The sequence below is a fragment of the Sphingopyxis yananensis genome, assembly GCF_020687785.1.
Classification (GTDB): domain Bacteria; phylum Pseudomonadota; class Alphaproteobacteria; order Sphingomonadales; family Sphingomonadaceae; genus Sphingopyxis; species Sphingopyxis yananensis.
Window position 1 is genome coordinate 72,569 of record NZ_JAJEWI010000012.1, and the last position, 19,537, is coordinate 92,105.

General features: G+C 56.5%; 19 protein-coding genes. 7 read left to right on the top strand and 12 right to left on the bottom strand.

The window, feature by feature from the left end:
• Nucleotides 1-66: 66 nt before the first annotated feature.
• Nucleotides 67-852 carry a glucose 1-dehydrogenase gene (locus LKO31_RS14725; protein ID WP_227691333.1) on the bottom strand — a complete coding sequence of 262 codons (786 nt, stop codon included), beginning with the start codon at nt 850-852 and terminating at the stop codon, nt 67-69.
• A 112-nt stretch (nt 853-964) separates the two neighbouring features.
• Between LKO31_RS14725 and LKO31_RS14730 the strand changes: the two genes are divergently transcribed.
• From LKO31_RS14730 to LKO31_RS14745, 4 genes are all read left to right on the top strand, one after another.
• A complete protein-coding gene (locus LKO31_RS14730) occupies nt 965-1,897 on the top strand; it encodes an alpha/beta hydrolase (protein ID WP_227691334.1) in 933 nt (310 codons plus the stop codon).
• A gap of 128 nt (nt 1,898-2,025) precedes the next feature.
• Nucleotides 2,026-2,487, top strand: a complete 462-nt coding sequence (locus tag LKO31_RS14735; RefSeq protein WP_227691335.1) for an Lrp/AsnC family transcriptional regulator — start codon at nt 2,026-2,028, stop codon at nt 2,485-2,487.
• 3 nt (nt 2,488-2,490) lie between these two features.
• A complete protein-coding gene (locus LKO31_RS14740; RefSeq protein WP_227691336.1) occupies nt 2,491-2,982 on the top strand; it encodes an Lrp/AsnC family transcriptional regulator in 492 nt (163 codons plus the stop codon).
• Nucleotides 2,983-3,222: 240 nt separating this feature from the next.
• The gene (locus LKO31_RS14745; protein ID WP_227691337.1) at nt 3,223-4,308 is read left to right on the top strand and encodes an alkene reductase; all 1,086 of its coding nucleotides are present in this window, start codon (nt 3,223-3,225) and stop codon (nt 4,306-4,308) included.
• A gap of 67 nt (nt 4,309-4,375) precedes the next feature.
• Here LKO31_RS14745 and LKO31_RS14750 read toward each other — a convergent pair whose 3' ends face one another.
• Nucleotides 4,376-5,854, bottom strand: coding sequence for a flavin-containing monooxygenase (locus tag LKO31_RS14750; protein WP_227691338.1), 1,479 nt, complete (start codon nt 5,852-5,854; stop codon nt 4,376-4,378).
• Between the two features lie 346 nt (nt 5,855-6,200).
• On the opposite strand from LKO31_RS14750, the gene LKO31_RS14755 reads away from it, so the two are divergent.
• Genes LKO31_RS14755 through LKO31_RS14765 form a run of 3 tightly spaced genes read left to right on the top strand, consistent with a single transcriptional unit; the run spans nt 6,201 to nt 9,729 of the window.
• Nucleotides 6,201-8,351 (top strand): oxidoreductase, encoded by a 2,151-nt coding sequence (locus LKO31_RS14755; RefSeq protein WP_227691339.1) that lies wholly within the window; start codon nt 6,201-6,203, stop codon nt 8,349-8,351.
• A gap of 39 nt (nt 8,352-8,390) precedes the next feature.
• A complete protein-coding gene (locus tag LKO31_RS14760) occupies nt 8,391-9,164 on the top strand; it encodes an SDR family NAD(P)-dependent oxidoreductase (protein ID WP_227691340.1) in 774 nt (257 codons plus the stop codon).
• Nucleotides 9,157-9,729: a nuclear transport factor 2 family protein gene (locus LKO31_RS14765; protein ID WP_227691341.1), complete on the top strand. Its 573-nt coding sequence runs from the start codon at nt 9,157-9,159 to the stop codon at nt 9,727-9,729. Before LKO31_RS14760 ends, LKO31_RS14765 begins: the two co-directional genes overlap by 8 nt.
• Before the next feature lie 65 nt (nt 9,730-9,794).
• Here LKO31_RS14765 and LKO31_RS14770 read toward each other — a convergent pair whose 3' ends face one another.
• The 10 genes from LKO31_RS14770 to LKO31_RS14815 are packed head-to-tail and all read right to left on the bottom strand — an operon-like array spanning nt 9,795 to nt 19,530.
• The gene (locus LKO31_RS14770; RefSeq protein ID WP_227691342.1) at nt 9,795-11,345 is read right to left on the bottom strand and encodes a FadD3 family acyl-CoA ligase; all 1,551 of its coding nucleotides are present in this window, start codon (nt 11,343-11,345) and stop codon (nt 9,795-9,797) included.
• Between the two features lie 11 nt (nt 11,346-11,356).
• On the bottom strand, nt 11,357-12,559 hold the full coding sequence (locus LKO31_RS14775; protein ID WP_227691343.1) for an acetyl-CoA C-acyltransferase: 1,203 nt from the start codon (nt 12,557-12,559) through the stop codon (nt 11,357-11,359).
• A gap of 24 nt (nt 12,560-12,583) precedes the next feature.
• Nucleotides 12,584-12,958 (bottom strand): SgcJ/EcaC family oxidoreductase, encoded by a 375-nt coding sequence (locus tag LKO31_RS14780; protein ID WP_227691344.1) that lies wholly within the window; start codon nt 12,956-12,958, stop codon nt 12,584-12,586.
• Between the two features lie 4 nt (nt 12,959-12,962).
• A complete protein-coding gene (locus tag LKO31_RS14785) occupies nt 12,963-13,424 on the bottom strand; it encodes a MaoC family dehydratase (protein ID WP_227691345.1) in 462 nt (153 codons plus the stop codon).
• Nucleotides 13,425-13,428: 4 nt separating this feature from the next.
• Nucleotides 13,429-14,208, bottom strand: coding sequence for an SDR family oxidoreductase (locus tag LKO31_RS14790; RefSeq protein ID WP_227691346.1), 780 nt, complete (start codon nt 14,206-14,208; stop codon nt 13,429-13,431).
• Nucleotides 14,205-15,383: an acyl-CoA dehydrogenase family protein gene (locus LKO31_RS14795; protein WP_227691347.1), complete on the bottom strand. Its 1,179-nt coding sequence runs from the start codon at nt 15,381-15,383 to the stop codon at nt 14,205-14,207. The genes LKO31_RS14790 and LKO31_RS14795 overlap by 4 nt, the downstream gene beginning before the upstream one ends.
• Complete coding sequence (locus LKO31_RS14800; protein ID WP_227691348.1) at nt 15,380-16,441, bottom strand: acyl-CoA dehydrogenase family protein; 1,062 nt, start codon at nt 16,439-16,441, stop codon at nt 15,380-15,382. Before LKO31_RS14800 ends, LKO31_RS14795 begins: the two co-directional genes overlap by 4 nt.
• Before the next feature lie 3 nt (nt 16,442-16,444).
• Entirely contained in the window at nt 16,445-17,350 is a 906-nt protein-coding gene (locus LKO31_RS14805) for an SDR family oxidoreductase (RefSeq protein ID WP_227691349.1), read from the bottom strand.
• 4 nt (nt 17,351-17,354) lie between these two features.
• The gene (locus LKO31_RS14810; RefSeq protein ID WP_227691350.1) at nt 17,355-18,506 is read right to left on the bottom strand and encodes an acetyl-CoA C-acetyltransferase; all 1,152 of its coding nucleotides are present in this window, start codon (nt 18,504-18,506) and stop codon (nt 17,355-17,357) included.
• Nucleotides 18,499-19,530 (bottom strand): acyl-CoA dehydrogenase family protein, encoded by a 1,032-nt coding sequence (locus LKO31_RS14815; RefSeq protein ID WP_227691351.1) that lies wholly within the window; start codon nt 19,528-19,530, stop codon nt 18,499-18,501. Before LKO31_RS14815 ends, LKO31_RS14810 begins: the two co-directional genes overlap by 8 nt.
• Between the last annotated feature and the right edge of the window lie 7 nt (nt 19,531-19,537).

Below are 19,537 nucleotides of genomic sequence, written 5' to 3' on the forward strand. Positions count from 1 at the left end.
GCTCTGGATAGAGCCGCCCTTTTCTATGTCATCCGACGCTGCCCATCACAATAGGGTGCTATCTTGTTACGCAGGCTTGGGCGGCTCGCCAGGCAGGCCCATATAATAATGACCGGCATTCAAGCCGCCATCGACGGACAATTCGGTGCCCATGCAATATGCTGCGTCGTCCGATGCCAAATAGGCGGCGGCGGCGGCAATATCAGCAGGGTCGCCAGCGCGCTGGGCGGGGTAGATCCAAAAGCCCTTGTCATATTCTTCGCGCTCGGTCTGCATCGGGTTGGCCAATGGCGTATAAATGCCGCCGGGATGGATAGAGTTGACGCGAATTTTACGCGGGCCCAATTCCAACGCCAAGGCCTTGGTCAGGCCGCGCACCGCAAATTTTGTCGCGCAATATACAGTCACCGCATTGGCACCGGCGATACCATCGGCCGAGCTCATGTTGACAATGCTGCCACCACCGGCTTTTTCCAAGGCCGGAATGGCGGCCTGACAACCCAAAATAACGCCGCGCAGGTTGACGTCCAGCAACCGATCAATATCGGCGTCTTGATGGTCTTCAAACGCACGGAACAAGATGGTACCCGCATTGTTGACCAAAATATTCAGGCCACCAAATTGCTTTTCTGCGGCTTGAATGGCGGCGTCCCATTCGCTGCGGCTGCGCACGTCATGGTGGAAATAAGCGCAATTATCGCCCAGCTCGGCGGCCAATGCTTCGCCCAAATCATCCAATATGTCGGTAATCAGTACTTTTGCGCCTTCGGCAATAAAGCGACGCACGATACCTTCACCAATGCCGCGCGCGCCGCCGGTTACCAATGCAACTTTATTTTCTAACCTTCGCACTTCATTCTCCGACAAATATCTATACGCAATATACGAATTTTTATATCCTATTTTCGACGTTTACGTATATAGCTATTATAAAATCAACGCAACAAAAGTGAGAGGGCGTATTATGTCTGTTGATCCGCAAATCCTCGGTCTGCTTTCTGCTATGGCCGACCGCCCAGCCCTAGACCCTGCGGCGATTACGCCGACGATCCTGCGCGAAGCGATGGATCAACCCATTCCGGTTGAAACGCCGCCGCATGTCGCCAGCATCACCGATTTGACCCTGATGCTGGACGGCCGCAGCCTTGCTGCGCGTTTATATATGCCGGATACGGGCGATGCGTCGCCTCCCCCGCTGACGATATTCTTCCATGGTGGTGGCTGGGTCATCGGCACGATTGAAACGCATGACAGCACCTGCCGTGCCTTGGCTTTGGCCAGCGGGTCTGCGGTTTTGTCCGTTGCCTATCGCTTGGCCCCTGAACATCCTTTTCCTGCGCCGCTGGATGATTGCAGCGATGCTGTTCGCTATGCGGCCGCGCATGGTGCATCATGGGGCGTTGATAGCAGCCGCTTGGCTGTCGCAGGTGACAGCGCCGGTGCCAATCTGGCGGCCGCCGCTGCGATGCGGCTGCGCGACGAAGATGGCCCCGCTTTGCGGCACCAATTGCTATTTTATCCCGTAGCGGACAGCGATTTCTCGCGTTCGACCTATGTGGAATATGGCAATGGTGAATATTTTCTCAGCACCCAAATCATGCAATATTTTTGGCACTGCTACCTGCCCGCGGATCAGGACGATGGCGGTTTGGCCTGCTTGGTTGATGCCCCCAATTTATCAGCTTTGCCATCTACGACATTGATTGCGGCCCAATATGATCCGCTGAGCGATGAAGGAATGGCCTTTGCAGACCTGTTGGAAAAGGCCGGAAACAAGGTTGCTGCCTTTAACGCACCGGGGATGATCCACGGCTTTATCAGCATGTTTCCCTATGTCACGGAGGCGCAAAATTGGATTGATCGCGCTGGTGCTAGGTTGCGAGAAGCACTCGCTTGATGCAAAAAGGTCTCAATGCTGCGCGCACTCGGTCGACGGATCCTGAATCGAAGGAGAAGCCGCCCCTTGCGCGCAAGCTGTCCGCCCTGCATGGGTTGACACAGAAACGGGGGCTTATGAAAGCGAATATGAGCGTAGATACGACAGACCTAGCGATTGTTGATCTGCTCCGGCAAAATGGGCGTGCCACAAACCAGCAAATTGCTGAAACCCTTGGCTTGACGGCGACGACGGTATCGACCCGTATTCGCCGGATGGAAGATGCCAATCAACTGCGCGTTGTGGCTGTTTCGGACTTTGCCGCTCATGGCTATGACCTTTTGCTGAAAATCAATATTGATGTGGAGGGGCGTGCAGCGTCTGATGTTGCGAATGATATTTCGGAACTGCCCGAAGTCTTCGCCGTCCATCTTGTGACAGGCCGTCACGATATTGATATGCTGGTTGCTTTGCCGGAATTTAGCGGGCTGGACCAATTTTTGAACGAGCGCCTTGCCAAAGTGCCGGGTATTCGCGCCATGCAACCCGCCATTTTCGTTGATATTTTAAAATATCAATTTGATGTCGCACCGATTGAGTCGAGGGAATAAATCATGGCTTCCATCCAACTCGACGATCTGGATCTGGAACTGATCAAACTTTTGTCGCGTGATGCCCGCGTGTCGAACCGCAAAATTGCGGCGCTGCTGGGCGTGACCGAGGGGACAGTGCGCGGACGCATTAAGCGATTGCAAGCGGATCAGCTGATTGCCTTTACCGCGATTACCAGTTTCGACATGGCCGAAAATTCTCGCCTCGCCTTCTTCAATATCGAAGCCGATGTCGGAAATGTTCGCGCCATTGCCCAGCAAATATCCGAATTACAGCATATCAACGCCGTAATGTTGATGATGGGTCAATTCAACATCTTGGCCATGTGTTTGTTTCAGGACATTGATTTGGTGGTTGATCTGGCATCGGATCATATTTTGCCGATTGCTGGCGTCCATAATGTCGAAAGCTCAATCGCGGTCCGAACCTTTAAATATAATGCGCGGATGGCCAAAATCACCGCGCCTCAGCTTGTGAACGGCTGCGACGACTAAGCTTTACACCAAAATAGATATCAAAAGGGCGCTTCCCATCGGTAGCGCCCTTTTTGATGCGCTGACACCGCGGCATTGGCATCGCGGCATTTCGGCCGATATCGCACGGATTTTGCGGCGCGGATCCTGACGCATCGCACCCACTTGGTGGGTGAAATCCTATCCGTCCATCTTGTAATTCGTATTAAAAAGAATATTCTGTAACGCAAATTATCATTTTACTAAATAAGGATGGCAGCAATGCGAACAGATACCATCTTCTCCCCTATCACGCTGGGCGCGATTGAACTGGCCAATCGTGTGGTGATGTCGCCGATGACGCGCGATCGCGCTGGGCCAGCGGACGAACCCAATGCCATCATGGTCGAATATTATCGCCAACGCGCCAGTGCTGGCCTGATCGTGACCGAAGGAACGCAGCCCACCGCCGAAGGCAAAGGCTATTGGCGCACCCCCGGCATTTATACGCAGCAGCAAATTGATGGATGGGCCAAGGTTGCCGAAGCCGTTCATGCCGAAGGCGGCAAAATTGTCATGCAGTTGATGCACACGGGCCGTGTCGTGGTGCCCGCCAATCGCGGGTATGAAGCCGATATTATCGCGCCATCGGCTTTGCCTTGCCCCGCGCTAGTCCCCGGACCGGATGGAACACCCGTGCCGACCGCCATGCCCCGTGCTTTGGCGGCGGATGAACTGCCCATGATCGCCGAACAATATGCCACAGCGGCGCGCAATGCGCGAACAGCGGGCTTGGACGGTGTGGAACTTCATTGTTCCAGCGGCTATTTGATCAACCAATTTTTGAACCCCGCCAGCAACAAGCGGGATGATGAATTTGGCGGCGATGCGCAAGGACGCGTGCGTTTTCCTGTGATGGTGGCAAAGGCCATGGCCGACGCGATTGGCGCGGACCGCGTGGGTATTCGTATTTCGCCGGGTAACCCCTATAACGGTATGGACCCCATCGACGCCCATGACAGTTTCAGCGCCTTTTTAACCGCCCTGACCGAAGAAAATTCGGGCCATGCCTTTGCCTATGTCCATCTGGCGGATATTAAATTGGAAGATATGGACGCACCCGCTTTTGTGCGTCAGCATTGGACCGGACCGATTATCCTGAACAATATGCTGACCCTCGACACCGCCAACCAAGCCTTGACCAATCATGTGGCAGAGGCGGTCAGCTTTGGCCGCCCCTTCTTGGCCAATCCCGATTTGGTGGAGCGTTTCCGCGAGGGTGCCCCCTTGGCGAAGCCGGATTATAGCTTGCTCTATCAAGGCGAAGAACGCGGATATATTGACTATCCGCCTTATCAAGCAGCCTAATTTGCCGCCTAATATTATGGGGCTGATCCGGCACAAACCGGATCAGCCCCATTTTTATTACCCGATATTATTGATAAATATAGGCGTCAAAATCGGGATTGGCCATGGCGTCAGCAAAATCCTGATAGCTCCATGGCCATGTCGCGGGAACGCCCGTGGCATCCAGATACCAGCTGGAACAGCCCGACCCGAACACTGTTTTACGCGCAGCGTCAGCGCGGCGCTTTTCAAAGTCTTGGTGTGCTTCAACGCTGGGGGCCACTTGCGCCGCGTCACCCGCGCGCAATGGGGCCAGCACTTGTTCAATATAATCCCATTGCCGTTCCGCAATGTCGATCAACGAGAAATTGCCGACCGGACCAGACGGGCCATTTAACATGAAGAAATTGGGAAATTCGGGAATGGTAACCGCGAAATAGGCGGTGGGGGTCGGCTGCCAAACATCATCCAGCGACTTGCCATTGCGTCCCAAAACGACCGTGGGACGAATGAAGCGGTCGGCCTGAAAACCGGTGGCCAGCACCAAAGTATCGAGTTCGATCAACGCGCCATTTTTCAGACGCACACCATTGGCTTCGATATGCGAAATGCCTTCGCGTTCCACATCGACATTGGGCTGCTGCACAGCGTCATAATAGCACCAGCTATAAATCAAACGCTTACATCCGACGCGATAATCCGGACGCAGCTTTTCGCGCAGCACAGGGTCGGTAACGCTGTTGTTCAGATTATCTTCGCAGATTTTCTGAACTTCCGCCAATTCGTCGCCATCGACATTCATGATGGCAGCCGTGAAACGGTAAATGGAGGCCCAATAATCGGGATTGTTACGGATTGCATCGATTAGGGCCGGGTCTTTGCGGAAAGCCTCACGCTCTTCATCGCTATAGTCAAATTGGGGAACCGGCATGATCCACTGCGGCGAGCGTTGGAAATGCACAACCTGCGACGCGGTTTTTTGCAAAGCCGTCACAATCTGAACGCCTGTCGAGCCATTGCCGATAATGCCCACGCGGACATTGTCCGTTTTGACGCGATCATCCCAGCGGGCGCTGTGGACAATATCGCCCTGAAAATCATTCAGGCCGTTGATATCCGGCATGGTCACATGGTGCAAAACGCCCGATGCCGCGGTAACAACATCGGCTTCATGCACTTCGCCATTGGCCAAGCCGACCTGCCAAACCGACTTTTCATCATCCCATGTGCAAGACGTCACTTCGCAGCCAAAGCGCATATGCTGCAAAACATCATATTTTTTGGCGGTTTTTTCGAAATAGACGCGGATTTCCTCGCCCGTCGCATAGAATTTTTGCCACTCGGCATAAGGTTCAAAGCTATAGGTATAAGCATGGGCTGGTACGTCACAGGTCAGGCCGGGATAGCGATTGTCCCGCCATGTGCCGCCCAATTTGTCGGCTTTTTCAAACAGGATGAAAGCTTCGCCCTTTTCCTTCAGTTTGATGGCCGCCAAAATTCCGGCCATGCCGCCGCCGACAATGATGTGGCGCAATGTTCTTGCCTGCTTCAAATTATCCTCAGCCATATCTCATCCTATCGCTGACCGCGTCACGGTATTGATTTATAATGTTTTTATCTGTCAGCATGAAAGATTATGGATTGCAGGGAATGGCCCCCATTATCGCATAATATCTCTGCCTATTTGCCAGATGCTATCATTAGCCTTCTTTGACGTAGAATCCAGATTAATTTTACGAATATCATTACATAATGATCTTGCATTATCTAAAGGCGCAGACATAGATATAATCATCTACGCATAGCGCGATTACGAGAATAGTCAGTTCTGGTTGACACGCCCAAGTGTCTGGGCCGAATTTGCTGTTCAAAGCGTGCAACCACGCGCAATTTATATGGGGAGAGCCGTGCTTATGTCGGCCCAAAAACATCCAAGCCTCACCTCTGTTGGCCGCATTGGTCAGATGGACATACGCAACCGCATGGCCGTCACGGCCATGGGCGTGTCCCTGAGCGAAGAAGATGGCAGCTGCGGTGAGCGTCTGATCGCTTATCATGAAGAACAAGCCAAGGGCGGTGCCGGCCTGATCATTTTGGGCGTTGCTGGCGTTGCATGGCCGGTGGGCGCTGTGGCTCGCAACCAAATTGCCATTTCCGATGATCAATTTTTGCCAGGCTTGCGGGACTTGTGCGACCGTGTGCATGCCCATGGCGCCAAGATAGCCGCCCAATTGCACCATGGCGGCTTGATCGCGCAATTCAGCCACGCGGTGTTCGGCCATCCTTTGTGGGCACCCGCCATCCCGCCGCAACCCAGCGGTGATTTCACCGAATATTTTCTAACAGAAGAATTGGCTTTGCTCGAAGGCATGACTATGCCGTCCGTCAAAGTGTTGGAGCAAGCGGACATTGATCTGGTCGTCAGCCAATTTGGCCAAGGCGCGCGCCGCGCAAAAGAGGCCGGATTTGATGGCATAGAAATTCATGCTGGCCACGGCTATTTGCTGTCCTCCTTCATTTCGCCCATCACCAACAGCCGCACAGATGCCTATGGCGGCAGTCTGGAAAATCGCGCCAAATTGCTGTTGGACGTCGTGCGCGCCGTTCGCGGCGAAGTGGGCGCGGATTTCCCTGTCTGGGTAAAAATGGACAGTCAGGAAGTTGGGCAAAGCAACGGCATCACCGTCGAAACCGCCAAAGAATTGGCCCAATTGCTGGAAGCCGAAGGCGTCGACGCGCTCACCATCACCACTTATCATGACACGGGACGTGGCAAGTTGCACAGCGCATCCCATACGCCCCATGACCCGATTTCAAACTTGCCCGCTACGGCAGCGATCAAAGCAAGTGTGTCCATTCCAGTCATCGGATCGGGGCGCATCTCGCCGGATGCTGCGGACAAAGCCATTTCGGCGGGCGAGCTGGACTTTGTTGCGATGGGCCGCAAATTATTGGCGGACCCGCATTTGCCCCGTAAAATCATGGAAGGGACGCCCGACAAAGTCCGCCCCTGCGTCTATTGCTATACCTGCATCAGCGCCATTTACATGGGCGATGTGGCGCGCTGTGCGATCAACGCCGATTTGGGCCATGAATATAAAGGAGCAATCCCGCCAGCCTCGTCAGCCGATCAGCGCCACTATGTGGTGATTGGCGGCGGCCCTAGCGGTATGGAGGCTTCGCGGCGCTTGGCTGCCGCAGGGAACCGCGTCACTTTGCTGGAAAAATCGGCCCATCTGGGCGGCACGATGCGTTTCGCAAGCCTGGCCTATGAACCCAATGAGCATTTTCTGCTGTGGCTGAAAGCCGAAGTGGCCGCAGCGGGCGTTGACGTTCGCTTGTCGACCGAAGCGACGCCGGAGCTGATCAAAGCCTTGAACCCCGACGCGGTGTTGGTTGGCAATGGCGCTATTCGCGCCATGCCCGACATTCCCGGTGGTGATTTGCCCCATGTGCTGTCCGGCGATGATTTGCGCGGCATGATGATGGGCGAAAGCACCACGGAAATTAAGCGCAAGACCAGCCTGTTCACCCGTTTGGCTACCAAGGTGGGCGCAGCGACCGGTGCCACCGCCAATTTGGCCTTGGTTCGCAAGGCGACAAAAAGCTGGATGCCGCTGGGCGATAAAATCGTCATCATTGGCGGCGAATTGGTCGGTATCGAACTGGCCGAATTTTTGATCGAACGGGGCCGTCATGTCACCGTGATCGATGACGATATGCGTTTTGGTCGGGGCCTGACCTTGGTTCGGCGGATGCGCATTTTGGAAGAAATCGCAGAACATGGCGCGGTGCTGCACAAGGGGGCGCAAAATGTCCGGATCACCGATGCAGCGGTGATCTTTACCGACCCACAGGGCGCAGAACAGCGGGTAGCGGCGGATCATGTGATCGTTGCCACTGGCGCCACCGCCAATCCCCAGCTCGCTGATCAATTGGAAGCAGCAGGGCTGACGGTGTACCGCATGGGCGATAGCCGCGGCGTCACCTATATCGAAGGCGCCGTTCGCAGCGCCACCGACGCCGTGCGTGACATCATGGGCGCAGAGCCCATTTCCGCATAACCCAAATCATATAATCCACATTTAGGGAGCAGGAAAATCATGGTTCAACCAACATTTCCATCAGGGGCCGTTGCTGTATTTGGCGGTAGCGGCGGCATTGGCCAAGGCGTGGCAGAGCAATTTGCCAAATCGGGCACAGATGTTGCGATCTTTTATCGCAGCAAGAAAGACCAAGCGGAAGCTGTTGCCGAGAAAATTCGCGGTGTAGGCCGCAAAGCCAGCATCCACCAAGTCGATGTTCGCGACTATGACCAGATCGACCGCGCTGTGGCCGACGCCATTGCCGAACATGGCCGCATTCATACCGTGATTTGGGGTGCCGGACCCGTGGTAGCGCAAGTGCCGATCGCGGACTGGAGCCTAGAGATGTTCCGCGCATCGATGGAAATCGAAGCCTTTGGCTTTTATCAAACCAGCCGCATCATCATTCCACATTTCCGTGCCAATGGTGGAGGCTCCTTTGTGCATTTGGGTTCCGCCGGTCATGATTGGTGGCCACATCTGGATGGCCTGTCCGTGGTTCCCAAAGCGTCGAATGAGGCGCTGATCAAGGGTATCGCCAAAGAAGAAGGCCCTAATGAAATTCGCGCCAACAGCATTTTGGTCGGCGTGATTGATGCGGGCCAATTCAAGGTCGGCCAAGAGGCGGGCTATTTTGACGAACAATGGGAAAGCGAAGTAAAAAAAATGCTGCCCCTAAAGCGTTGGGGCAAGCCCGAAGATATTGGCAATGCGGCCGTATTTTTTGCGTCTGACCAAGGAAATTATGTCACCGGCCAAACCATTTCGGTGGCGGGCGGATTTGGTGTCTAATGACCAACATCGCATGGGCGGCACGCTGGCCGCCCATGCGATAGACATGGCCGAAATGCTGGATCGCGCCGCGCTCCAGCATTTGGTTTGCACCTATGGCCATGCGATTGATCGGCACGATTATCCGCTGCTGCGGACGCTCTATCATGCCGATGGCACCGACGATCACAGTCCTTTTTTCAACGGCTCAGCGGATGAATATATCGATTGGCTGCCCAGCATGATGGCGCAGTGGAGCCTGACATCCCATGCCATGACCAATATGGTATTTTTGTTGAACGGCGATCAGGCCGAAGGCGTCACCACCGCCCGCACATGGCATCGGTCCGCAGACCAAAGCTATGATTTTATTGCATGGGGCCGTTATGCCGACCGTTTTCGCAAGCAAGATGGAATTTGGCGTTTCCAGCACCGCTTTTTCATTTTGGAATCCAGCGAAACACGGCCTGTGGACGGCGGAGATGCGTTCCCAACGGAGGGCGTCGCACTGGCGGCGGCGGGGGGGAATGACCCGATGTATCGGGGCCTGAATTTGATCCGGACGGACCGCGAGCAGCGCGCTTAAGCCGCCCAAACTGACCAAGATGGCCCAAGCTGCACGCCTTGGTGGTGCAGCTTGGGTCCTTGTTTTTAATCCCGCAAATCCATGCGCAGCACTTTGCCAGCGGCATTGCGTGGCAGCGCGTCGACAAAAACAATGGAACGCGGTACCTTGTAATTGGCCATATTAGCGCGGGCCCATGCCACCAATTCCTCGGATGTCAGCGCCATACCGGGACGCAGCACCACAAAGGCTTTGCCTACCTCGCCCATCCGTTCATCCGCTACGCCGATCACAGCCGCCATCTCAATCGATGGATTGGCGGCCAGCAGTCCTTCGATTTCAGCGGGGTAACAATTAAAGCCGCCGCTGATATACATGTCTTTTTTGCGGTCGGTGATTTTCAAATATCCGCGCGCGTCAATGGTGCCGATATCACCGGTGTGCAACCAGCCATCCGCATCAATCGCTTCGGCGGTGGCGGCTGGGTCATCCAAATAGCCTTGCATGACGGACGGACCGCGCACCCACAATTCGCCCGCTTCACCGGTCGGCATATCCACGCCGTCGTCCCCAACACAGCGCACTTCTGTGCCCGGCAAGGGATAACCACAGGTATTGGCAACGGTTTCGGCATCATCACCCTGACGGGTCATCGCAATGGCGCCGCATTCGGTCATGCCATAGCCATTGACGATATTTTGCATACCCAATTCCGCGCGCATCCGTTCGACCAGCGCCGGTGCCACAGGGGCGGCGCCGGTGACGGCGACGCGTAAGGACGAGAAATTGCGCGGCTTGTCGCCCGCCAATTCCTGAAGCAGCGACTGATAAATGGTCGGCGGTCCGGGAATGAAGCTGATGTGATGGTCTTCGATCAGCTTGGCGGTTTCCGCCGCATCGAACATTGGCTGCGGAACAATGGTGGCCCCGCGCGTGAAGCAAACCACCCAGCCTGCTTTATAACCAAAGGTATGGAAGAAAGGATTGACGATCAAATAACGGTCGCCTTCGCGCAGGTCGACGCGCACGGCCCAATCGCCGAAAATCTGCACGGCTTGGCGGTGCGCCGTTAGCGCGCCTTTGGGCCGGCCTGTGGTGCCGGATGTAAAAATAATGTCGCAAATATGATCGCCGGTCAGCTTGTCCATTGCCGCTGAAACCGCCGCATCACCCGCGCCCTTGCCCCGCGCGACAAAATCATCCCATGGCTGGCCGTCCATCACGATGATGTCGGCCAGATCGGGCAAATCTTCGCCTGAAATCATCTGGCGATAATCGGTGCCCAGAAAATTTTCGGGGACAAACAACATCTTCACATGGGCACGGCGCAAAATATCCGCCGCTTCGCCGCCCTTGAAGCGGGTGTTCATGGGAACGATAATCGCGCCCACGGTTTGCGCGCCCAAGGCCGTCAAAATCCATTCACGGGTGTTCGGTGCCCAAATGGCGACACGGTCGCCCTCCCCCACATGGCTGGCGATCATCGCAGACGCCACAGCGCGGGCATCCGCCCATATCTGTGCATAGGTCCAGCTGTGATCGCCCGTGATGAGCCCTAGCCTATCTGGCCATTGCTGTGCTGCCTGCGCAGCGGAATGCGGAATGGTTTCCGGCCAATGGCCCATCACGTCGGTCATATAATTTAGCCTTAAGCTACTTCAAACAGGCCAGCAGCACCCATGCCGCCAGCAACACACATCGAAACGACTACATATTTTACACCGCGGCGCTTACCCTCGATCAGGGCGTGGCCAACAAGGCGCGAACCGGTCATGCCAAAGGGGTGACCAATGGCGATACCGCCGCCGTTCACGTTCAGCTTGGCTGGGTCGATTTCCAGCTTTTGCTGGCAATAAACGGCTTGGCTGGCAAAGGCTTCGTTGATTTCGAACAGGCCGATATCGTCGATTTTCAAACCCGCACGATCCAACAGCTTGGGAATGGCGAAAACAGGGCCAATGCCCATTTCATCCGCGCCGCAGCCCGCCACTTGGAAACCGCGATAGACACCCAAAACCGGCAGGTTTTCACGCTGTGCGGTGGCCAAATCCATCACCACTTGGGCCGATGCACCATCCGACAATTGGCTGGCGTTTCCGGCGGTGACATGCTTGCCTTCTTGAATGACCATGCCATTTTTGAACACGGGCTTCAGGCCAGCCAAGGCTTCATAAGTGGTACCAGCACGCACGCCTTCGTCGCGGTCCAGCGTCACTTCTTCCTTGCCGGTTTCATTGCCTTCCTTGTCAAACAAGGCCTTTTGCACGGTAATCGGCACGATTTCGTCGTCAAATTTGCCGGCTTCTTGGGCGGCAGCCGCGCGTTGCTGCGACAATGCGGCAAATTGGTCCTGCACTTCGCGGCTAACGCCATAGCGTTCGGCCACGATTTCCGCCGTTTCGATCATCACCATATAGGCGTAGGGATCTTGTGCCTTGACCAGTTCCGAACGGTTGCGAAATGCGGGGGCATGCTTGTTCAGGGTCAACGACACGCTTTCGCAGCCGCCAGCAATCGCCACGTCAATTTCGTTGGTCATGATGCCGCGCGAAGCCAGCGCGATGCTGTTCAGGCCTGACGAGCATTTGCGGTCCATCGCAAAACCAGCAACCGTGTCGGGCAACACCGACGCATGAACCGCCAAGCGGCCCAGATTATAGCTTTGGGTGTTCCAATGATTGGCGACGCCCAGATACACATCGTCCACGCGCGCAGGGTCAATGCCCGCACGGGCCACGGCGGCATTGACAACATGTGCGGCCAACATCGGGGCTTCAGTGTCGTTAAAGGCGCCGCGATAGGCTTTGCCTACGCCCGTCCGGGCGGTGGATACAATGGCGGCTTCCCGCATGATCAATCCTCTTCTTTAATCGTCTTAAACGACGTGCATATTGGCAGCGCCAAAATATGCCCGCATTTCTGTCACTTGATTTTCAGCATTAAAGCGGAACGTATCGATCACATCGATGCGCTGCTTCTGGCCTTCCCATTCCAGATGGACGGAAAAAGGGAATACCGCATATTCATCGGTCAGGCGCACAGGCCCTTCCAATTGCAGCGTCGCGCCCGTCGCCATCGAAGCGGTGTAAAATTCGCGGATCGCATCACGGCCACGCAGCACCGGCGCGCCCACAGGATCTTCTACCGTCGCATCTTCGGCGAACAAGGCCACCACCTGTTCAGGCTCGCCCGCCGCAAAAGCGGCGACATAGGCCTGCACGACCGCTTCCATTTTTGCATGATCGGCCATTTGCTTATCCTTCTGGAAAATAGCGGCTGATGGTGTCAACCACACAGGCTGGCTTGTCGCTGCCTTCGATTTCCACCGTCACACGAACGGTGGATTGAATGGCGCCTTTAATTTCTTCGACCGCTACCACTTCGCCGACGCCGCGAATGCGGCTGCCGACTTTGACGGGGGCCAAAAAGCGCAAACGATCCGCCCCGACATTCACCGCATGGGCAAAGCCGCGCACTTCAATAAGGTCGGGCAAAAAGAAATTCACCAAGCTCATGGTCAAATAACCATGGGCGATGGTGCCGCCGAACGGGCCATCCTTGGCACGGTCCACATCCACGTGAATCCATTGATGGTCACCCGTGACCTCCGCAAAACCATTGACGCGGTCTTGGTCGATCATCAGCCATTCGGTCGCGGGCAAAGCCGTGCCTTCTTTGCCAATCAAATCAGCGGGTTTGTCGAAAATTACGGGCATGACATCAGGCCCTTTGGCTGGAAACCGACAGCACTTCGCCGGTCATATAGCTGGACAGGTCCGACGCCAAGAACATCATCACATTGGCGACTTCCCACACTTCGGCAGGGCGGCCAAAGGCTTCTTGCGAGGCCAATTTGGCCAGCATATCTTCGGTCGTCACCTTGGCGAGAAAAGCGTGCATCGCGATGCTTGGCGCAACCGCGTTAATGCGCACACCATGTTCTGCGGCTTCGACGGCCGAACAACGAGTGAAGGCCATGACGCCCGCTTTGGCGGCGGCATAATGGGCTTGGCCCTTTTGCGCGCGCCAGCCCAAAACCGATGCGTTGTTGACGACCGATCCGGTGCCGCGTGCATACATGCTGGGCAAGAAAGCGCGGCTCATGCGGAATACGCTGTTCAGCGTCACGTCCAGCACGCGGCTCCATTGGTCATCGGTCATATCAACGACATCGACTTCGCCGCCCAGACCGGCATTGTTGATAAGCACATCCACATGGCCCAGTTCCGCCAGCGATGCGGCATGCAGCGCATCAACCTGTGCTTGGTCGGTGACATCGCAAACAAAGGTTGCTGGACGCGCCACGCCGACTTCATCAGCAATGCGATCGGCGGCTTCGCCCAAGCGGCGTTCGTGGAAATCGCTGATTAGCACGGTTGCACCTTCTTCGGCGGCGCGCTTGGCGGCCGAATAGCCAATGCCAGTGCCCGCCGCAGCGGTGACAACCACGGTCTTGCCCTTTAGCAGACCACGGGCTTCGGGATAGGCTGGGATTTTCATAGATTTCCTCGTGGTTCGCGCGGCAGACCAAGACCCCGTTCAGCGATCAAATTGCGCTGAATCTGGTTGGTGCCGCCATAAATGGTGTCGGATCGGGAAAAGAGATACATGTTGGGCAGCATCGGCCAATGATAGTTGTCGCCGTCCACCACTTCGCCGGCTTGGCCCAGCACATCCATGGCCAATTCGCCAAGGTCGCGCCGCCATGTCGCCCATTGAATTTTATAGGTCAGCGCCGCGCCGTCGATAGCCGACAAATCAGTGTTCGACAGCATCCGCAGCGCGCCATAGCGCATCAAACGCAGGCCCACTTCGGCCTTGGCAATGCGGCTGCGCACCACGCCGTCGCTTGCCATGCCATTGGCTTTGGCTGCAGCGATAATGGCATCCAACTCGTTGCGGAATTGCATTTGCTGCGCCAGCGTGGATACGCCGCGTTCAAAGGCCAACAGACCCATGGCGACGCGCCAACCATCGCCAACGCTGCCGATCAAACTGTCGGCAGGGCATCGTGCGTCGGTAAAGAAGGTTTCGTTAAATTCCGCTTCGCCGTTCATTTGGCCAATCGGCACCACTTCAATGCCGGGTTGGCCCATCTTCATCATCAAGAAGGTCAGGCCTTTGGGGCCTTGTGAACCTTCTTCGCTGCGCGCGATGACGAAAATCCAGTCGGAAAAATGCGCCAAACTGGTCCAGACCTTTTGGCCATTGACCACCCATTCATCGCCGTCCAGCCGCGCTTTGGTGCGGACATTCGCCAAATCAGAACCCGCATTGGGTTCCGAATAGCCTTGGCACCAAATATCCGTTCCTGCGGCAATACCGGGCAAGAATTTGGCTTTTTGTTCTTCGGTTCCAAAGGCCAAAATGGTGGGACCAGCCAATTCCACACCAATATGATTGATGCGGTTTGGCGCGCCCGCACGCGCATATTCTTCGGCGAAAATCACTTGCTGTGCCAAGGTGGCGTCGCGCCCGCCCCATGCCTTGGGCCAGCCAATGCACGACCAGCCATGGGCCGCTAGCTGCTGTTCCCACAAGCGGCGGCGGTCCACCTTGGACACCAAATTGGTGATGCCCCGAATATCGGCAAAGGGACCATCCATTTGCTCTTGCAGCCATGCGGCGCATTCCTGACGAAAAGCTTCGTCAGCAGCAGAAAATCCTAGCTTCATAGCGCGGCTCCCATCACCAAATCGGCGATTTTCTGGCGGTGCCATTCGCTATCACCCATCATGGATGAAATGCTGCGCGCCCGTTTGAAAAACAGATGGGCGTCATGTTCCCATGTGAAACCAATGCCGCCATGCAATTGAATCATATGCCCCGAACAGGCACGATAGGTATCCGCGCAAAAGCTTTTGGCCGAATGCAGGGCCAAGGCTTGTTCCTCGTCACCCTCATCCACCGCGCAAGCGGCCCAATAAACCGCCGAACGAGCTTGTTCAATGTCGACCATCATATCGGCCAAACGATGTTTATAGGCCTGATAAGACCCAATTTGGCGGCCAAATTGCACCCGTTCTTTGGAATAAGCGACGGTGATATCCAGCGCCGACTGCGACCCGCCCAAGGCTTCGGCGGCCAAGCATAGCCAACCGCCTTGACGAAAGCCTGCATGGGCTTTGTCGGCATCATCCAACCGGTCGACAGCGGCCTGATCCAAGATCAGTTTCGCCAATGGACGCGTCTGGTCCATGGTGGTTTGCGCGCTGATGCTTACACCCGCTGCTTTGCGATCCAGCACAAATACGCCAAGGCTGCTGGCGATCACATAAAGGTCGGCCGCCACACCATGCGGGACAAAGGGCAACGTGCCCGACAATTTGCCGTCCGCAAAATGCAGCGCTTCGGCGTCGGCTTCGACGGCAGCGACAAGAATATCGCCGGACAATATGCCGCCCAGATAGGCCTGATGCTGGTCCGTATTGCCGCCCAGCGCAATGGCGCGAGCGCCTGCCGCCAGACCCAGCAATGGCAAGGCCGCAACATGGGTTCCCGCTGCCTCGGCGACGATGGACAATTCCACCATGCCCAGACCAGCGCCGCCCAATTCTTCGGCGATGCCAATGCCCGCTAGGCCCAGTTCCTTGCAAAAACTGGACCATAGCGCACGATCCACACCATCTGCGGCCATGGCCGCGCGGGTGCGCTCGCTGCTGGCATTTTCCGCGAAAAAGGCTTTCACCGTTTCCGCGATCATCGCCTGTTCGTCAGTAAAGGCGAATTCCATCGCTCAGCCTGCCCCGTAAACGGCTTTGGCGGGTTCCCGCACGTTCAGCAATTTACGGACCACATCGTCCAATTCGCTGGCGTTATAACGCGCACCCTTGTCAAAGCCTTGGCTGTCGGTCCAGCCTTGCGACAAGAAGATATTGCCGCCCTTCAACTCGAACACCTGACCGGTCACGCCCTTGGACTGTTCCGACACCAAATAGGCCACCAATGGGGCCATATTTTCCGGTGCGAACACGTCGAACGCGCCGTCTTCCACGCCCATGTCAAATGCGCCCGTATCGGTCATACGCGTGCGAGCATTGGGGGCAAGGGCATTGGCTGTGATGCCAAGGCGTGCCAGTTCCGCCGCCTGAACCAAGGTCAGGGTTGCGATACCGCCCTTGGCGGTCGAATAGGCCGACTGGCCCACCGAACCTTGCAAGCCAGCGCCGCTGGTGGTGTTGATGATGCGCGCATCGACCGGATTGCCCGCCTTGGCCTGTGCCCGCCAATATTCAGCGGCATGGCGGCTGGTGCAGAAATGCCCACGCAAATGCACGCGGATGACGGCATCCCATTCTTCGGGCGAGCAAGTGAAAAACATACGGTCGCGCACAAAGCCAGCGTTGTTCACGACGGCATCCAAGCGGCCAAAATTCTCGATCGCCGCGTCGACCATGCGCTTGCCAGCGTCCCAATCGGCCACGTCATCGGTGTTGGCGACCGCTTCGCCGCCAAAGCTGCGGATTTCATCGACAACCTGTTCGGCGGCGCCCTTGGTTAAGCCCGCTTCCCCGTGCGTTCCAACGCCCAGATCGTTAATAACCAGCTTGGCACCTTGGCGCGCCAATTCCAGCGCATATTCCTTGCCCAAACCATTGCCTGCGCCCGTAACAATCGCGACGCGTCCTTCACAAATACCCATGTCCTCAGAGCCTTTCGATGATCGTTACATTGGCTTGACCGCCACCTTCGCACATGGTCTGCAAACCATAGCGACCGCCTGTGCGCTCCAGCGCGCTCAGCATGGTGGTCATCAAGCGAGCGCCGGTTGCGCCGATGGGGTGACCCAATGCGATGGCGCCGCCTTGTACGTTCACTTTTTCGTGCGGGATGTTCAGCTCTTTCATCCATGCCATGGTGACAGATGCAAAGGCTTCATTGCATTCGAACAGGTCGATGTCGTCCACCGTCATACCCGCCTTTTTCAGCGCATATTCTGTGGCGGGGATGGGACCCGTCAGCATCCACACCGGATTGGCGGCGCGAACCGACAAATGGTGAATGCGCGCACGCGGCTTCAGGGCGTGGGTTTTCACCGCATCCGCGCTGGCGATCAGCAAAGCCGCCGAGGCATCGCAATTTTGGCTGGCCACACCAGCGGTGATGACGCCGCCTTCATTGACGGTGCGCAGGCTTGCCAAACCTTCCAAGGTGGTGGTGGGGCGAATGGTTTCGTCGCGGCTCAGGCCGTTCAGCGGCGCGACTTCCTTGTCAAACCAGCCTGCATTCCACGCCGCTTCGGCGCGCAGGTGGCTGGCGAGGGCGAATTCTTCCATCGCTTCGCGGCTGATGCCCCATTTGTCGGCGATCATTTCCGCCGAACGAATTTGGTTCACCTCTTCGTCGCCATAACGGGCGTTCCAGCCGGGCGAGCTGTCGAACGGGGTGTTGAAACCAAATTGTTGGCCAACCATCATCGCCGACGAAATCGGAATCTGGTTCATCGCTTGGCTGCCGCCCGCAATCACCAAATCCTGCGTTCCGCTCATCACGCCTTGCGCGGCGAAATGCACCGCTTGCTGTGACGAACCGCATTGGCGATCAATTGTCACGCCGGGCACATGTTCGGGGAGACCCGCGACCAACCAAGCGGTGCGCGCAATATCGCCCGCCTGACCGCCGATGGTGTCGCAGCAACCCCAAACCACATCGTCCACGGCATTGGCGTCAACGCCGCTGCGTTCAACCAATGCCTTGATCGCATGTGCGCCCAAATCGGCGGGGTGAATTTCTGCCAGACTGCCCTTTTTGCGGCCAATTGGCGACCGAACAGCGTCAATAATATAGGCTTCAGCCATTTTCATTTTCTCTCGCAAAAGTGGTGGACGGTCCGACCGGCTGCGTAAACAGGCGCGCCGCAACGCGCTGACGGTGGAAATAAGGGGTTCCCCAAGCACTGGTCAGCGCCAAGGCCCGTTTCAGGAACAAATGCACGTCAACTTCCCAGCTATAACCCATGGCACCATGCACTTGGATCGAGGTGCGGGCCGCGACATCAGCCGCCTCCAACGCCACGATTTTAGCATGGCTGATGCGGGCGCGGCTTTGGATGTCGCCGGATTCCAGCGTCGCCGCCGCCGCCAGCACCACGGGGCGGGCAAATTCAATCGCCGTTTGCGCGGTCGACAGATGATGTTTGACGGCTTGATAGCTGCCAATAGGCTTGCCAAATTGTTGGCGCTCCTTGGCATATTCAACGGCCATATCAACCGCGCGCTGTGCCAAGCCCAAGCCTTGGGCCGCCGCAAATATCGCGCCGCGGTCCAAGGCCAAGTCCCAATCAGCTTGGCCCAATGGCTGGACCTTGCTGTCATCCCACTCCACCGCGAACAAACGGCGCATGGGGTCGATGCTTTCGCGGCGGGTCAGCGTCACTTGGTCCGGCGAAGCGACAAAGGCTTGATCGCCCTTGCGCAGGATGATCGCAGCCGCGCTATCGGCGTCGAGCACCAAGCCGCCTTCCTCTTGCTGGATCGCAATACTGGCTGCTGGGTCCGCCAAAACGGGATCGTCAGGGGCCAAGGCAGCCAACATCGGCGCCGCAACACCGGCGCTGTCCACCAACGGTTCGCTCAGGGCAACATAGCCTGCTTTTTCTGCGATCAAGGCGAAATCGAGCGCGCCCAAACCCAAGCCACCAGCTTCTTCTGGCAATTGGATCAATGTCAGGCCGGTTTCGACAATCTGGTTCCACAACGCCGCATCGCGGGCGTCGCCAGATTCCATCAATTTGCGCCAATGTTCTGGCGTTACAAGGTCATAAAACAGCGTTTCTGCTGTTTCAGCGAACATCAATTGTTCATCGCTCAGGGTGAAATCCATTGCGCCT

Bases quoted from the DNA above. Each gene is read 5' to 3' on its own strand.
- LKO31_RS14730 (WP_227691334.1), top strand. From the start codon at position 965: ATGTCTGTTGATCCGCAAATCCTCGGTCTGCTTTCTGCTATGGCCGAC.
- LKO31_RS14735 (WP_227691335.1), top strand. From the start codon at position 2,026: ATGAGCGTAGATACGACAGACCTAGCGATTGTTGATCTGCTCCGGCAA.
- LKO31_RS14740 (WP_227691336.1), top strand. From the start codon at position 2,491: ATGGCTTCCATCCAACTCGACGATCTGGATCTGGAACTGATCAAACTT.
- LKO31_RS14745 (WP_227691337.1), top strand. From the start codon at position 3,223: ATGCGAACAGATACCATCTTCTCCCCTATCACGCTGGGCGCGATTGAA.
- LKO31_RS14750 (WP_227691338.1), bottom strand. From the start codon at position 5,854: ATGGCTGAGGATAATTTGAAGCAGGCAAGAACATTGCGCCACATCATT.
- LKO31_RS14755 (WP_227691339.1), top strand. From the start codon at position 6,201: ATGTCGGCCCAAAAACATCCAAGCCTCACCTCTGTTGGCCGCATTGGT.
- LKO31_RS14760 (WP_227691340.1), top strand. From the start codon at position 8,391: ATGGTTCAACCAACATTTCCATCAGGGGCCGTTGCTGTATTTGGCGGT.
- LKO31_RS14770 (WP_227691342.1), bottom strand. From the start codon at position 11,345: ATGACCGACGTGATGGGCCATTGGCCGGAAACCATTCCGCATTCCGCT.
- LKO31_RS14775 (WP_227691343.1), bottom strand. From the start codon at position 12,559: ATGCGGGAAGCCGCCATTGTATCCACCGCCCGGACGGGCGTAGGCAAA.
- LKO31_RS14780 (WP_227691344.1), bottom strand. From the start codon at position 12,958: ATGGCCGATCATGCAAAAATGGAAGCGGTCGTGCAGGCCTATGTCGCC.
- LKO31_RS14785 (WP_227691345.1), bottom strand. From the start codon at position 13,424: ATGCCCGTAATTTTCGACAAACCCGCTGATTTGATTGGCAAAGAAGGC.
- LKO31_RS14790 (WP_227691346.1), bottom strand. From the start codon at position 14,208: ATGAAAATCCCAGCCTATCCCGAAGCCCGTGGTCTGCTAAAGGGCAAG.
- LKO31_RS14795 (WP_227691347.1), bottom strand. From the start codon at position 15,383: ATGAAGCTAGGATTTTCTGCTGCTGACGAAGCTTTTCGTCAGGAATGC.
- LKO31_RS14800 (WP_227691348.1), bottom strand. From the start codon at position 16,441: ATGGAATTCGCCTTTACTGACGAACAGGCGATGATCGCGGAAACGGTG.
- LKO31_RS14805 (WP_227691349.1), bottom strand. From the start codon at position 17,350: ATGGGTATTTGTGAAGGACGCGTCGCGATTGTTACGGGCGCAGGCAAT.
- LKO31_RS14810 (WP_227691350.1), bottom strand. From the start codon at position 18,506: ATGGCTGAAGCCTATATTATTGACGCTGTTCGGTCGCCAATTGGCCGC.
- LKO31_RS14815 (WP_227691351.1), bottom strand. From the start codon at position 19,530: ATGGATTTCACCCTGAGCGATGAACAATTGATGTTCGCTGAAACAGCA.